At 50.4% G+C, this 15835-nt stretch carries 13 protein-coding genes; all 13 read right to left on the reverse strand.

What is annotated here, in order from left to right:
• Positions 1 to 14: 14 nt before the first annotated feature.
• The 13 genes from PG862_RS13400 to PG862_RS13460 all read right to left on the reverse strand — a co-directional run bounded on the left by PG862_RS13400 (position 15) and on the right by PG862_RS13460 (position 15832).
• A complete protein-coding gene (locus tag PG862_RS13400; RefSeq protein WP_270707753.1) occupies positions 15 to 2186 on the reverse strand; it encodes a peptidoglycan D,D-transpeptidase FtsI family protein in 2172 nt (723 codons plus the stop codon).
• On the reverse strand, positions 2164 to 2643 hold the full coding sequence (locus PG862_RS13405) for an FtsB/FtsL family cell division protein (RefSeq protein ID WP_022360212.1): 480 nt from the start codon (positions 2641 to 2643) through the stop codon (positions 2164 to 2166). The genes PG862_RS13400 and PG862_RS13405 overlap by 23 nt, the downstream gene beginning before the upstream one ends.
• Before the next feature lie 91 nt (positions 2644 to 2734).
• Positions 2735 to 3673 (reverse strand): 16S rRNA (cytosine(1402)-N(4))-methyltransferase RsmH, encoded by a 939-nt coding sequence (gene rsmH / locus PG862_RS13410; protein WP_022360211.1) that lies wholly within the window; start codon positions 3671 to 3673, stop codon positions 2735 to 2737.
• Entirely contained in the window at positions 3670 to 4095 is a 426-nt protein-coding gene (gene mraZ, locus PG862_RS13415; protein WP_022360210.1) for a division/cell wall cluster transcriptional repressor MraZ, read from the reverse strand. Before mraZ ends, rsmH begins: the two co-directional genes overlap by 4 nt.
• A 230-nt stretch (positions 4096 to 4325) precedes the next feature.
• Positions 4326 to 4502 carry an aspartyl-phosphate phosphatase Spo0E family protein gene (locus PG862_RS13420; RefSeq protein ID WP_233430133.1) on the reverse strand — a complete coding sequence of 59 codons (177 nt, stop codon included), beginning with the start codon at positions 4500 to 4502 and terminating at the stop codon, positions 4326 to 4328.
• Positions 4503 to 4791: 289 nt separating this feature from the next.
• Entirely contained in the window at positions 4792 to 5943 is a 1152-nt protein-coding gene (locus PG862_RS13425) for a sodium ion-translocating decarboxylase subunit beta (protein ID WP_022360208.1), read from the reverse strand.
• A 63-nt stretch (positions 5944 to 6006) separates the two neighbouring features.
• Positions 6007 to 6363, reverse strand: coding sequence for a biotin/lipoyl-containing protein (locus tag PG862_RS13430; RefSeq protein ID WP_106999722.1), 357 nt, complete (start codon positions 6361 to 6363; stop codon positions 6007 to 6009).
• Between the two features lie 28 nt (positions 6364 to 6391).
• Entirely contained in the window at positions 6392 to 7192 is an 801-nt protein-coding gene (locus PG862_RS13435; protein WP_022360206.1) for an OadG family transporter subunit, read from the reverse strand.
• Between the two features lie 963 nt (positions 7193 to 8155).
• Entirely contained in the window at positions 8156 to 9754 is a 1599-nt protein-coding gene (locus PG862_RS13440; RefSeq protein ID WP_270707755.1) for a GH25 family lysozyme, read from the reverse strand.
• Positions 9755 to 10170: 416 nt separating this feature from the next.
• Positions 10171 to 10881: a Bax inhibitor-1/YccA family protein gene (locus PG862_RS13445; RefSeq protein ID WP_107000382.1), complete on the reverse strand. Its 711-nt coding sequence runs from the start codon at positions 10879 to 10881 to the stop codon at positions 10171 to 10173.
• A gap of 199 nt (positions 10882 to 11080) precedes the next feature.
• Entirely contained in the window at positions 11081 to 12511 is a 1431-nt protein-coding gene (locus PG862_RS13450) for an MATE family efflux transporter (protein ID WP_118481735.1), read from the reverse strand.
• 124 nt (positions 12512 to 12635) lie between these two features.
• On the reverse strand, positions 12636 to 13913 hold the full coding sequence (locus tag PG862_RS13455; RefSeq protein ID WP_270252552.1) for a peptidoglycan-binding protein: 1278 nt from the start codon (positions 13911 to 13913) through the stop codon (positions 12636 to 12638).
• Positions 13914 to 14035: 122 nt separating this feature from the next.
• Positions 14036 to 15832, reverse strand: coding sequence for an aminopeptidase P family N-terminal domain-containing protein (locus PG862_RS13460; protein WP_118467527.1), 1797 nt, complete (start codon positions 15830 to 15832; stop codon positions 14036 to 14038).
• Positions 15833 to 15835: the final 3 nt, after the last annotated feature.

The following is a 15835-nucleotide window of genomic DNA, read 5'->3' on the forward strand; positions in this document are numbered from 1 at the left end:
GACAGGCACAATTCTTAATCTCCCGCTGCCTGCGCTTCCTGGGAAGCTGCCGTTTCTCCGGCATTATCCGCTGTTCCGGTGTCTCTGCCCGTTCCAGACGTTTCTCCGTTTCCAACCGCCGCCGATTCATCCTGCACATTTCCCATCGTATCCGGATAGCTGTACTCGTCTCCGGAATCGATAAATTCCTCATCGTAGTTCGCCCAGCCGCCCTCCGGAGCCGGAGTCGTCTCTGCCGGTGTTTCAGCTGCATTCGGATCCTCGGTTGCTGTGCCGCTTATAATGCCTTCTTTCTGGCTGGAAAGATTGGTCTCGAGATCCTGTGCCGCGCCTCCTGCCGGGAATACATTCTTATATGGAAGGACTTCCGCCATGATCTTGCTGAAAATCTCGCTGGCAAAAGTCGAATGTGCCTGCTGCTCGCCCGGCAGATGCGGGGTATCTACTACCACATAGCAGAGTACCTGCGGATTGTATGCCGGTGCATATCCGATAAAGGAAACCAGATAATTCTTCTCCGCACGCGGCTGCTTCTGCGCCGTACCTGTCTTACCAGCCACTTCGTAACCAGCAACTGCCGCCGCGCCCGCGGTACCGCCATCACCTGATACTGTCTGGTAAAGCGCATTATTAATGAAGTTCGAGGTCGATTCCGAAACCGTCTCTCGCACCAGATTTGGGGAAACGGATTTGACAACGGATCCTTCGTCGTTCAGAATCTCTTTTACCACATGCGGCTCATAATAGGAACCGCCGTTGATTAAGGACGCATATCCAGCTGCCATCTGCACCATCGTACAGTTATAGTTCTGTCCAAATGCGTTGGTCGCCAGAGATGCCGGATCCATATTGGATGCCTGATAAATCAGACCGGACGCCTCGCCCGGAAGGTCGATGCCCGTCTTCTCGCCAAATCCGAAAATCTTCTGATACTGGACAAACTTCTCTTTTCCCTCCAGTGATACAATACGCATCATAACGACGTTGCAGGATTTCATCAATCCCTGTGTGATCGTCAGCGGTCCGTGGCCGGCTCGGGCAACACACCGGATATCCCAGTCTCCGAAATGCAGTTTTCCGCCGCACTCAAAGACCTCGTTTCCGGAAATCGCGCCTTCCTCGATCGCCCCGGCTACCGTAAATGCTTTCTGTGGAGAACCCGGCTCATAAGAGTCGCTCACGCAGAAGTTTCTCCACATTTTATACCACGCCTCGGACTTCGTCTTTTCATCCATCGCCTGGATTTCCTCATCCGTATAGTAGGTGCTTAAATTGTACGGATCATTCAGATTGTAACGGGTCGTCGTATCCATCGCCAGGATCTCACCGCTGTTCGGATCCATGACGATCGCCGCCGCCAGATTACTTCCAATGCCCGCCTGCCACTCATCCAGATATTTCTGGACAATCTTCTGGATGTTGACGTCGATCGTCAACTCCAGCGTCTTTCCGTTCTGCGCCGGTTTTACCGTTCGCTCGACGTTCGAATCGCCGTTTAAATAACCATACTCACGACCGCTCACACCGTTCAGGATATCATTATAATACTGTTCAACACCGCCGGATGCATTGCCATCCTTGAGGGCAAAACCAACCACATTGCATGCCAGCTCATTGTACGGATACGTTCTCTTATATTCTTCCTCGAACCATACGCCCGTGATACGCTGGTTGCCGCCTTCCTCCGTCGGCAGCGCCCGGTATTCCTTGTTCTTGTCCTTCTCATAAGTCTCAAACTTCTCTTTGTCTTCCGCTGGAAGCTGTTTCGCATAGATCACATACTGGCTGTCTTTTTTCTCCTCGATCATCGCCTGCAGCTCGTCCCGCTTGTAACCGAAGCACTCCACCAGCGCGTCCAGCGTGGCATCGAGATACTGGTAGTTTTCCTCCGTATCCAGAATCTGCTTCGGATCGATGACCAGATTGTAAACTTTCTCGCTAATCGCCAGATACGTCCCGTTCCGGTCGATAATATTGCCGCGCTTATAGGGAATCGTGCGGCTCTCATAGTCCTGATGGCTCAGGACTATCTGATTGTACGACTCGCCCTTACTTTTTACCAGATTATAAAGCACCAGCACCAATGCAAACAAAGCCAGCATAATTACCAGGACGGTAATTGCCAGCTTTTCCTGCATATATTTCCGAAAGGTCTGTCTGCCGTTAGTGTTTTGGGATGTCCTCATACTGTCTTACATACTCGCTTTCCGTCTTGTCATATAAAAGAATCTGATCCTTATTTGCATATACCATGCCGAGCTCTTCGGTCGCCACTTTATATACATGATCCAGATCCACATACGTGTCAATCCGGGTCTGAAGTGCATCATTCTCGGACTTCAGGTTCTCCAGTTTCAACTCCAGATCCTCAATGTGGTTGATACGGGTCGTGATCGACGCCTGCTTATGCAGATAATTCATACATAAAACCAGCGTGATCAGCGCAGCGATGGTCAGCGCCAGCACATACGGTCCGTTCATGTAAAGCGCCTTTTCCTGGTTGCGGCGCACGGCGTGTTTATGCCGGTACTCCTCTCTCTCATCTCTTTCTGGTCTTATCTCCACGGTTCTCTGAACTTTTCGCACGGTATTACCGTCCACATACGTGGAGGCCGATACATGTTGTCTCCTTCTGACAGACATAACGTTCCCTCCCTGCTCTTTCGCTTTTTCTCTCTTTTATCTCCCCCGCACCTGAAACGATCTCTGTTCTGCGGTGCAGTTATGCTTTTGTTTATGATTTTTCAAATACCCGGAGCTTTGCGCTCTTGGAACGCGGGTTTTCTTCCATCTCCTGATCGGTCGGAAGAATCGGTTTTCTTGTAATCACCCTGCCGCGGCTTTTGCGTCCACAGACACAGACCGGAAAATCCGGCGGGCAGATGCATGGATTTTCATTCGTCCGGAAACGGTTCTTTACGATTCTATCTTCCAGGGAATGGAACGTAATGATCGAAAGCCGTCCGCCCGGTGCCAGGCGCTCAATCATCGTATCGATCGAATCTTCCAGCACATCCAGTTCCCGGTTTAACTCGATCCGGATCGCCTGAAACGTACGCTTTGCCGGATGACCGCCGGTCGCCCGGACCTTTGCCGGAATCGATGCCCGGATGATCTCCGTCAACTCGCCTGTCGTCTCAATCTCTTTTTTCTGTCGTGCCTGAACGATGTGTTTTGCAATATTCTTCGCAAACCGATCCTCACCGTAGTCCCGGATGATCCGGTACAGTTCCATTTCACTGTAGGTATTGACGATGTCCTTCGCGGTCTGCTCATTTCTCTGATCCATCCGCATATCCAGCGGCGCATCGTCCTCGCGATAGGTAAATCCCCGTTCCGCTGTGTCAAGCTGGAAGGAAGAAACACCCAGATCCAGATAAATTCCATCCACCTGCGGAATCTCCAGCTCATCTAACACCTGTGCAATCCGCTCATAATTGCTCCGCACAACGGTTATCTTATCTCCAAAGGGAGCCAGACGTTCTGACGCAGCCGCAATCGCGTCAGCATCCTGATCAATCCCGATCAGGCGTCCGCCGTCTCCCAGCCGTGCCGCCACCTCGCTCGCGTGACCGCCGCCTCCCAGTGTCCCATCCACATAGATACCCTGGGGCTTTACACAGAGACTGTCAACCGTCTCATTTAATAATACTGATTTGTGATTAAATATCATATGCCAAGGCCTTCCATATTTTCTGCAATCTCTTCCATGTCATCATAGACATTCTTCTCCGCCCAGGTCGCCTTGTTCCAGATCTCGATCCGGCTTCCGACGCCGACCAGAACAACCTCCTTCTCGAGTCCTGCAAAATCCCGCAGAACCGAAGGAAGCAGGATTCGTCCCTGACGATCCACCTCACACGCCGAGGCACCTGCCAGAAAGAAACGGGAGAATTTTCTGGCATTCTGATTGGTAAGTGGGAGTGCCTGTAACTTCTCTTCGAACTTTTTCCACTCGGTGTTATCGTACACAAAAAGACAGCCATCCAACCCCTTTGTCACCACAAATTCGTCTCCAAGCTGTTCCCTGAACTTCGACGGAACGATCAAACGTCCCTTCGCATCGATTGTATGATTGTATTCTCCCATGAACATATCAATCACCCGTCATCCGATGTGTACCACTTTTGTGTCCCGAAAATCCATTTCGTTCCACTTTTCACCACTTTCTACCACTTGTTATGTTTATTTTAGTACATGCCCATCAAAATGGCAAGGTCTAAATCGAAAAAAAATCAGAAAACTCAGGCACCGGTTCTTTTTCCGAACACATGTACCTGAGTTTTCTGTACTTATCTATATTTGTTTCTATTTCCACTCTTATTTTATAGCGCCGTCTCCAGCCCTCTTTCAGTCTCCGTCTCCAGCCCGATATACTGATTTAAGAGTTTGTCAAGCTCCACACTGTAGTGATAAATTGTGTCATATGCTGCCTTTGTGTCAATATTTTGATTCAGCTGCTGTCTTGCCCGTTCAATCTTTTGAACTAATTCTTCTCTCATATCCGCCATCCTATGCATTCTCCTTTTCTATTCTCTAGTGCCATTCCTCCTTACTTCACTGTCATTTTACGTCTTCCACCAGCAAAAAGCAAACTATTTCGACCGATTAAATTCGACAAAAAACGACGTTTGTTACTGTTCACACACGTGTGCCCAGCAACGGGATTTTCAGTTCAGAAAATTCCTACCTGCGAACAGCAACCGACGTTTGCATATAACAATAGGGCAGAATCCCGAAGAATCCCACCCTACTATATAAATACATTATTCAGAATAAATCTGCTCGATCCTATTTCACGCCAAAGATAGCCATGAATGTACCTGCTGCTACGGCAGTACCGATAACACCAGCTACGTTCGGTCCCATTGCGTGCATCAGAAGGAAGTTGCTCGGATCTGCCTCAGAACCAACCTTCTGGGATACACGTGCTGCCATCGGAACTGCAGATACACCTGCGGAACCGATCAGCGGGTTTACCTTACCATGAGTTACCTTGCACATAATCTTACCGAAGATAACACCTGCTGCAGTACCCAGAGCGAATGCAATCAGACCCAGAACTACGATCTTGATGGTATCCAGGTTTAAGAAAGCCTCTGCACTGGTAGTAGCACCTACGGAAGTACCCAGGAAGATAACGACGATGTACATCAGGGCGTTGGAAGCAGTCTCTGTCAGCTGCTTAACAACACCAGACTCACGGAACAGGTTACCAAGCATAAGCATACCAACCAGCGGAGCAGTTGTCGGCAGAATCATGCAGACAACGATTGTAACAACAACCGGGAACAGAATCTTCTCCAGTTTGGATACCGGACGAAGCTGCTCCATACGGATCTCTCTCTCCTCTTTGGTGGTAAGGAGTTTCATGATCGGCGGCTGGATAATCGGAACCAGAGCCATGTAGGAGTAAGCTGCTACGGCAATCGGTCCCATCAGACCTGTCTGACCAAGTTTACCTGCCAGGAAGATAGAGGTCGGGCCGTCTGCACCACCGATGATGGAGATAGCAGCCGCAGCCTTATCGTTGAATCCCATGAAGATAGCCATGAAGTAAGCGCCGTAGATACCGAACTGAGCAGCTGCACCGAGCAGGAAGCTCTTCGGGTTAGCGATCAGCGGACCGAAGTCTGTCATCGCACCGACACCCATGAAGATGAGGGATGGTAAGATACTCCACTCATCCAGTAAATAAAAGTAATGTAAAAGTCCACCAACTCCGTTCGATGAGTCTTCAATCGATCTCATAATATCCGGATAGATATTTACAAGCAGCATACCAAAGGAAATCGGAAGAAGCAGTAACGGCTCGAATCCTTTTCCGATTGCCAGATACAGGAAAATCAGCGCTACGAAAATCATAACGATGTTTCCAAATGTCAGGTTTAAGAATGCTGTCTGCTGAAGAAGATTGGACAATGTAGTTGTTATATATTCCATATTAATTCCTCCAAACGGAATAACATATCCCGTATTTTTTCAGCCAGTTTTATAAAAATTAGATTAGTTTAATGTAGCAAGAACTGCGCCCGGTTCTACCATATCGCCTACTGCAACATTAACACTGGCAACGGTACCGTCCTGAGGAGCTACGATCTCGTTCTCCATCTTCATAGCTTCCAGAAGCAGGATAACCTGACCACGTTTTACAGCTGTGCCAGCTGCTGCCTTAATACCAAGGATCTTACCTGGCATCGGGGATGTGATGGTTACGCCGCCTGCTGCCGGTGCTGCTGCTGGAGCCGGAGCTGCTGCCGGTGCTGGAGCTGCTGCTGGAGCCGGTGCTGCTGCGCCTGCAAATCCTTCTTCTACGGTTACCTGATATGCTGTACCATTTACGGTGATAGTATAATTCTTCATTTTAAATTCCTCCAGATTTTATCGATGATTATTTACGTGTAATGGAGCGGATATTTACGCTGTCTGCCGGTACGCCGGTTGCTGCTGCGATCGCTGCAGTGATAACTGCTACCAGTTCTCCATCGTTTGCCGCATTGCCTGCTGCTGGTGCTGCGGTACGTGCCGGCGCTGCTGCCGGTGCTGCAGTCTGTACAGGTGCCGGTGCTGCTGCCGGTGCCTCTGCTCCTGCTTTTTTAGCCTTTACATTTGCCTCAATCTCGTTAACCTTCTTGAAGCTGCTGATAATTAAACTGATGAAGATCAGTACCAGGAATACGGTACCCATACCCATCAGGGTATTTAATGCTGCCTTCTCCATCTTCTCACCGAAGCTGTAGTTTACAACAAAGGATAACTCAGTCGGTACCAGAGAAGTACCGCCGTAGCTGCTTACGCTCTCCTCAGCGGTCAGGGAGAAAGTCAAGTTTCTCTTCTCAAAGGAAGCCTGAACAACTGCTGTGTAGCTGTCATCATCGGCGCGCTCTACGGTCACGCTCTGAATCTCACCCATCTTGCCTAAATCGTCCTTAGAACTGGTCCAGGAAGAAATTGCAGACTCAATGACTGTGTTTTTCTGCTTCTCAGCCTGTTTCAGCTGTGCTGCCAGATCTTCGTCACTGTAGCTGGCGAACTGCTCCAGATAGCTCTTAGCGCCATCGCTCATGGTCTGCTCGATCTCCGGAGAAATCGGCTCTACCGCTTCTTCAGAAGCGCTACCACAGGCGGACAGAGCGAAAAAGCAGACTGCCATGCAAAGTACAAGCAGCATTCTTTTCATATTCTGTTTCATAAATGTGTCACCTCGTAATTAGATCGTTCCATGCTTTGACGGACGTCCCTCTTTCTTCGTGAATCATATCCTGACAGCATCCATGTTTCTTTCATGGCGCCATCCGTGATACTTCCCACCTATCTGTGTTTGCAGGTGTTTTTGCAAAATTTCCAGAGCTTGTCATCCACTCCGGGAATTCTCCATCTGACACGCTGCGGCAACAGAGGATTGTACAATCTCCTCTGCATACATAAATGGCATGCACTTCCGTCTATGCGAATCCGACTTTAATAGCCATGCATACATAAACATCTGTACCACTGACTTGTTATTCGATTCTCACATAAGCGCTGTCCGGTGCCTGACTGATGACAAACACTGCCCTCATCCCTGTTTCCGGAAATGATTCCGGCAGCCAGCCGCACTGACATCCCTTTTTTAGCACTACAACTCCGCCGACGGTTCTGATTATATAATCATTATACAATATGTAAAAACACGCTGCTTCCATGCAGTACTAAATCCGGAATCTGCATTCTCCGACCTTTCCCTGCCTGCGTCTTAGCGCAGCTGTCTGCCTGCGAACCACTGCTTTCACAGTTTCCTGCTGACAAACGCCCCGCTTTCGCACTACTTCTGTGCCCGCCATCCCGATTCTGCGCTTTTGCCGATATAACGCATACCGAGGCTCTTCCTAATTTGCAGCCAGAAGAGCCTCGCATCTTTCGTCAAATCCGCACCGGAACAGCCGCAGCTTATCTTGCACATACAGTTGATATAGCAGTTTGAAACGTCATGTTATGCCAGATTACTTATGCTGGTTTCCTCCATCCCATAAGCAAGTCCATTTTTTTGCCTGTTTAACATTGTATAATGAGGTCGGCAAAAAAGCAAGTTATTTCCGTTCGAATTTGTTTACTTTTTCATTTTTTTAACTGAATCAGCTCCAATATCTGGGTACTGGTTCAAATCATATTTATATTATACCCCTGCCGGACCGGACGACTGCACCGGTGACTGGCTTCCGGTTGTCGGAGTCTGTCCATCCGTCGAACCGCCATTTCCCGCCGCATTCTCCTCCGGCAGAACTACCGTGCAGCTTCCGTCTGCCGCTGCCTGCCAGGTATTTCCATCCATCTCGAACGTAATACCTGCGTACATCGCGCCGCTGGCATCCAGGTAATATTTCTTACCGCCAAGATCCAGCCAGCCGGTCTGCATCACGCCGGACTCGTTCATGTAATACCACTTTCCGCCGACTGCCTGCCAGCCCGTCGTCATGGCGCCGGAGCCGTCAAAGTAATACCAGCTTCCGCCCAGGTTCTGCCAGCCCGCCTGCATCGCGCCGGATGCGTTCAGATAATATTTCTTGCCGCCCGTCTCCAGCCAGCCCATCTGCATCAGACCATTGTCCGCCATGAAATACCAGCTCCCATCAACCGCACGCCAGCCCGTCGCCTGCTCGCCCGATGCATCAAAATAACGCCAGCCGCCGTCCAGTGTCTTCCAGCCGGTAATCATATGACCATCCGCCTCCAGATAATACTTTTTGCCTGAAAGCTCCAGCCATCCTTTAGACGGATTGCCCGCCGCATTCATATAGTACCAATTCTGACCATCGTTAATCCACGCCGATTTCTGCATCACATGGTTCTGATAATAGTAACGGTTCCCCGCGATCGTCCGCCAGGTATTGCCCGGAATGATCTGCGTATAATCTTTATACAGATAATCAATATCCACATTGCCGTTCACGCCCTTGACCGAACCGGTGTTGGACGCCTGCCACATCGAGGTCTTTGAATATGTATACTTCTGCTGGTATTTTGCCACCCATATATCATACGAAATCTTCGACATATCGATCTTATTGGCAATCCAGTATTCATTTGCATAGACCATCGGATAATATCCTGCATCCTGAATCCGCTTACAGAACGCGTTGATCACATCGCTGACCTGAGACTGCGTCAGAGTTCCCAGCGTATTAGCATCCTCGGCATCAAAGACAACCGGGAAGGAGATAGGATAATCCTTGATAAGATTCAGGACAAAATCCGCCTCCTGCTGCGCCATTTCGACCGAAGTCGCATACGAATAAATGTACGCGCCCAGCCGCAGCCCTGCCTGGCTCGCATTTGCCGCGTTCATAGCGAAAAACGGATCCACATTACCGCGGAACCGGGTTGCCAGCATCGCAAACTGTACATTATCCGATGCCACCTGGCTCCAATTTACATTCTGCTGCCAGTAAGACACATCCACGCCGCGCGCAATCGCACCGATCCCCTCATTCTCCGTCACCCGGTACACGCCAAGCCCCGATGTGACCGCGCTCACACCTCCATTGGAAACAGAAGTCGAACCGCCAGAGCTGCCTGTACTTCCCGAATTGGAGCTGACCGAACCGCCGCCCGGCCCCGCATTCGAGGATGACGATGTAAGAGAAGAATCTCCCGCCGGTCCTGCCAGCGCTGTCATCGGCTGAAAGCACAGCGCTGCTGCCAGCATGCCAGCCGCTGCCCGTGAAAGCACACGCGCGCCCCCCATCCTTTTTTTGTTCACTCTATTCCGATTCATGCCAAAAAACCTCCTTGATTATCCTTTTATTCCTGTTGTCTGTTCACCATTTTATATACATTTCCCCGCCTGATCCGGCGGGGGCATATGCGAAACAGATATGGTTCATCCACACACTGTGTAACCAACAGCAGGACTTTCCCTATTATAATCTAGTTTAACAGATACTCCCCATCCACTTCAATAGAGAAACTTTAAATAAAATCTGTCAAATTTATTACAGAATGCTTCCCTTTCTGCTAAAAGAATGAAGCCGTCCATGCCAAAAACAGGATTTTCAAGCAGAAAAACACAATAATGCCGGAACAAAGCTTTCCCCCGTTCCGGCATTTCATTTTTGCATATTCAGTTTTCCGCAAAATTCCACTTTTCTTTATTCCTGCAAAGGAACTTCTGTTCTCCTGAAAGATTTTTTCCTATTTCCGATTCCGGTTCATCAGGCGGATAATGTACAGAAACAGGTTGATAAAATCGAGATACAGCTGCAGCGCTGAGAATACCGATGCTTTCTGAAGCAGCTCCGGATCCGCGGAGAAAATCTGGTAATTATCCCGGATCTTGGTTGTATCATAAGCGGTAAAGCCTAAGAATACCACGATACCGGCATAGCAGAGCACTGTCTCAAAGCTGCCTAGATTTAAAAACATTGAAAGCAGACCAAAGAGAATCAGAAACAGCAGTCCGCCAACGAGCAATGGACGGATTCCGCTCAAGTCCAGCTTGAAGATCAGGCTGACGCCCGCCATCATTCCGAAGAACAGCGCGGTCGCCGCAAATACAAACACCATCTCCACAACACCGAAGATCAGGAAATACATCGAGAAAACAACGCCGTTTAAAGCTGCATAGAATAGAAACAGCCCTCTCGCCGCTCCCACCGATAACTTGTGAATCCGGGCACTCAGCCAGATCACCGTCAAAAGCTCCAGTCCCGTCAATGCGAGGGTCGCATACGGAACCTGAAATACATACAAAATCGCTCCCGTCACGTATCCGGCTAATGCGATGCCAAATGTCACAAGAAGCCCTGCAAACATCCATAAATATGTCTTCGCCACATACTGTCCCAGTGTCTCATGGCGTTCCCCCGCCATCTGCCAGGACTCATTCATTGGTTCATAGCCCATAATTCTGCCTCTCTTTCTGACCAGCGGCAAGTGCCTCTGCCCTCTGTTTCGAATCTCCGTTTTATCTGCCGCTTGCGCGGCATCCATCCAGGAAGAAACACTGTCACCTATCTTTTGTAACATAAGAATATCACACTTTCTGAAAAAAATCCAGTACCACCCCGTTTTGTCAATCATTTTCGAAACCATGCATAACTATTTACAGGTTATGAAGCTCCCGCCTCTTTTTCTTCCACGGAAGCGGCACATTCCATTTTTTCAGCGCACTGAAAAAATAATAATAAATATTAAAGAGAACCGTTGTGATCGTCCAGGTCAGCGGATAGCTGAATACTACTGTCAGGATATCCGGGCGGATCGGAACAGCGATCAGGATCCAGACAACCCGCAGGACGCACACGCCCAGCGCCGTCATAATCATCGGAATCCAGCAGTCTCCCACACCGCGCAGTGCGCCGGAATAAATCTCAATACAGAGGTATGTCACAAATGCCGGCACCAGGAAGTGAAGAATCTTCATGCCGATCGCGATTACCTCCGCATCCGTTGTGAACAACAGATAAATATAGCCGCCCGTCAGATACAGGATCGTGCTCAGCCCCACCGTGATAATACAGGAAATTCCCAGGCAGACGTACACGCTGCGTTTCACACGGTCCAGCCGCCCCGCGCCGTAATTTTGTCCGACAAAGGTCGTGATGGAGATCCCCAGCGCATTAATGATCATCCAGTAAGTGCTGTCGATCTTTCCATATGCAGCCCACGCCGCCACCGTGTCTGTTCCCAGTGCATTGACGCTGCTCTGGATCACGAGATTGGAAAAGGAATACATAACCGACTGGAGTCCAGCTGGAAACCCAATCCGGATGATCCGCACCAGAATCACCGGTGTGATCCGCGTTTTCCGGATCTCAAACCGGTACGAGCCATCCGCACGCATCAGCGTTCCCAATACCAGACACGCGCTGACCACCTGGGAAAGGATCGTCGCCACCGCCGCACCACGCACGCCCATCCGAAGTCCTACTACAAACAACAGATCGAGCGCAATGTTTGTAAAACAGCTAATCACAAGGAAATAGAACGGTCTTTTGGAATCACCGATCGCCCGCAGGATTCCAGCACCCATATTATATAAGAGGTTCGCCGTGATTCCGACAAAATAAATGTGCAGATACCCGCTTGCATTGTCCATGATATCCTCCGGCGTCCCCATCAGGCGAAGCGCCGTGTCGGAAAAAAGGAGTCCGCCAACCGTCATAAGGATACCGCACAGCAGCGAAAAGGCAATCGCCGTGTGGACTGCCTCGCTGACCCGCTGACCGCGTCCCGCCCCGTAAAACTGGGCGATGATAACTGTCGCACCCGAAGAAAGTCCTACAAAAAAGCCAACCAGCAGGTTCGTAAGCATCGATGTGCTTCCGCCGACCGCCGCCAGCGCTTCCTTTCCGACAAAACGGCCTACTACCACCGCATCTGCCGTATTATAGAGCTGCTGAAAAAAAGTTCCAAATAAAATTGGGAAGAAAAATAGCAGAAGCTGTTTCCAGATCACTCCCTCTGTGATCGCATTTGCCCGGCCAGTCCCCCCGGGTTGTCTGACTCCCTCTTCCCGTCTGGTATCTTTCATCCAATCCACCCCCCTCTTATGTTCTTTGTCTCTGTTTCCTGTATGCATCCTGCTCACAGATATTTCACCTATAGGAATTCATATGTCTTTTCGTTATTCTTCTCCCGCAAATCCCATTTCCAACTCAATTCAGCTCCGCAATCCGCGAGATCCCCACATAGATATGAGAAATCTTGTACCAGGTAGCAAAATCGACCACGCCCGTCTGCGGAAGTCCAAACACCGACTGGAACGCCCGTACGGACGCCTCCGTTCCGGATCCGTAGATCCCGTCCGGCGTAACCCGCGGGATCGCTGTATACACAGTCGCCACCGCGTCAAGCTGCTGCTGCAGCTGCCGCACCTTATCGCCGCTGGAACCCACCTTAAGCGGTTCCCCCGGATAGGAGATCGGGATTCCTGATATCTGTTCCGCAGTGTTGATGTAAATACTATTTCCATAGAAGCGCCGCAATATCTCGATCGCGCTGTATCCCTGTTCTCCCAGACTGCAGGATCCCCACTGGGTCATCCAGCCCGGGCAGGACACCCGCCGCCCGTCGCAGTACTGCGTCAGAATCGGCTGCCTCACACCGGGGCGGGACAGATAGTTGTCAAAAATGTCATCCACCACCTCTGAGATCGGCTCAAAAATATCGCGCCCGTAAATCCATTTGTGATCGAATGCCGTTGAGGATGTAATCGTAAAATCGTAGCCCTGGTTCCGATACCACTCCGTATACACCCGGTTCAACGTAAACGACATGATTGCCAGCACATTAGCGACGATTGTGCTGCGCGGCCAGGTCGCATAAATCTCGCTCGATGCCACGTTCTTGATATAATCCCGGTATGCCACATAGTAATCTTTTGCGGAGGCATTGGTCGGTGCACCGTCATGCACGACGATCGTCTGCGGCACCACCACGCGGCTCAGCACGATCTCTCCGCTCTCCTGCACTGGTTTTACCTCATCCTCGGCAATCTTGGGCGGATAGGAACCATATAAGGTATGGTCCGGAATCTGGATATTCTCCTCCGCTCCGGTCTGAGCCGGAAGCGGAATCATCCGGATCGGCTGGACTGCCAGCACGCCCGCCAGCACCTCCGTTCCCTTTACCTTCACCGGCCCATAGCCCTCTGCCCGCACTTCCACCGTATAATCCGCATACGGCTTTTCCCGGTTCTGTTCTTCCAGTGAAAGCAACGCAGGAGGCGCCGCTACCGCAATCTCCTCCGTCTGCCCGGATAAATTGGTTCTAAGCACTTCCTGCGTCTGTCCTGATTCTCCATAGCTGATCGAAGCCTCTGCTCCCTTAATTGGAAAATTGTTTTCACTGTTTACCACATCGATCCGCAGATAGCCGTCCTGCATTCCAGTTGTCTCACAGATTCGGACACGGTCGAACGAATGATAGCGCATACACGCAGCCTCGCATTTATTTTACATGGTCATTTACAGTTTATATCCGGCATCTTTTATCTATGCCGGTTTTTAACCGCTTTTTTAATGTTTTACTGCCGTATCTTCCTTGTTTTCCTCTTCTAAATTGCTCGCGTCGCCTCTGCCAGCCACATCTTCTCTTCCTCCATCATATACGGAGACAGCTTCTCATACACGCCCTTATGGTACGCGTTCAAAAGCTCGCGGTCGCGCGCTTCCATAAGCGATACATCGATCGTGTCCAGATCGATCGGAACCCAGGTCAGGTTTTCAAATTTCATGAACTGACCAAATTCATTCTTCACATCCTTCACACAGAGCATCAGATTCTCCGTCCGGATGCCAAATTTTCCTTCCAGATAAAGCCCCGGCTCATCGGAGGTAACCATGCCTTCCTCCAGAACCGCATTTTCAGCAGGCGATGTGAGCAGCCTCCATCGGATGGAATTCGGGCGCTCATGCACACATCCCAGATAGCCGACACCATGCCCTGTTCCATGGTTGAAATCCAGACCGTTTCTCCACAGGAGTTCGCGCGCAATATAGTCCAGGTTGATACCGCGGCAGCCATACATAAACTTCGCATCCAGCAGACGCAGCATCGAACACGCCACCAGCGTACAGCAGCGTTTTTCTTCCTGCGTGATCGGTCCGACCGCGATGGTACGCGTCACATCCGTCGTTCCCTCATAATACTGTCCGCCGGAATCGACCAGATACAGCCCCTTATTCGGCACACTGCTCTTCTCTGTCTCAGAGGCCGTATAATGGCACATCGCCGCGTTCGGTCCCCACGCAGAGATCGTCGTAAAGCTCATATCCAGGCAGTTTTTTTGTTCCAGGCGCAGCTTATCCAGATATTCCCCTGCGGTCCACTCGTCCAGTCCTTTTTCGCCTGCATGTTCCTTCACCCAGCGCAGGAAACGGGTCAATACCAGACCGTCCTGCACATGCACACGGCGCATATTTTCCTGTTCCACTGAATTTTTGACTGCTTTTGCCGCTGCCGTCGGATTCATCGCCTCGATCACTTTCACGCTCGCATCCAGGCACCGGAACAGACGGTAATTGATCTTCGACTTTTCCAATAAAACTCGCTCATAGCGGAATGCGGATGCAATCTGGTATACCGCCTCATATGGCATGATCCGAACGCCCAGTCCATGCAGATAGGCACGTACTTCTTCGTTCAGCGTCTTCTCATGAATAAAGAGGAATAATTCCTGTTTTGTTACAATCAAGTAGGACAATACAACCGGCGTATGTACAATGTCATCACCCCGGATATTTAAAAGCCACGCGATATCATCAAGACTCGTCAGCAGATGCACCGTCGCCTGACGCTTTTTCATCTCCCCGCGCAGATCTGCAATCTTCTCCTCCGCCGATTTTCCCGCATACTTCTCTTCCAGAATCCAGACCGGGTTCATCGGAAGCGCCGGGCGGTCGTCCCAGATGTTTCCAACCAGATCCTCACCCTCCGAAATGCGTACCTTTTTCCCGGACAGTGCTTTCGCGATGCGCTCGCCCTCGGCCGTATCGACCACTCTGCCGTCAAAACCCAGAACACCCTGTTCCGGCATATGTTTTTTCAAAAATTCCAGCGTCGTCGGCACGCCCTCCTGACCGGAGCGGTAAAGTTCCACCCCGCTGCCGGAAAGCTCTGCTGCCGCCTGCACAAAATATCTGCCATCCGTCCAGAGACCTGCGTCCTCCATCGTAATGACCGCCGTTCCCGCCGAACCGGTAAAGCCTGTCATATATTTCCGGCATTTGAAATACCCGCTCACGTATTCCGAGCCATGGAAATCCGATGTTGGAATCAGATATGCGTCCATTCCACGCTCCGCCATCTTCTCGCGAAGCTGTTCAATTCTCGCCCGAACCTCACGTCCCATTTT

Origin of the sequence: Clostridium fessum, assembly GCF_027698965.1 — a bacterium.
In the GTDB taxonomy this organism is placed as follows: domain Bacteria; phylum Bacillota; class Clostridia; order Lachnospirales; family Lachnospiraceae; genus Otoolea; species Otoolea fessa.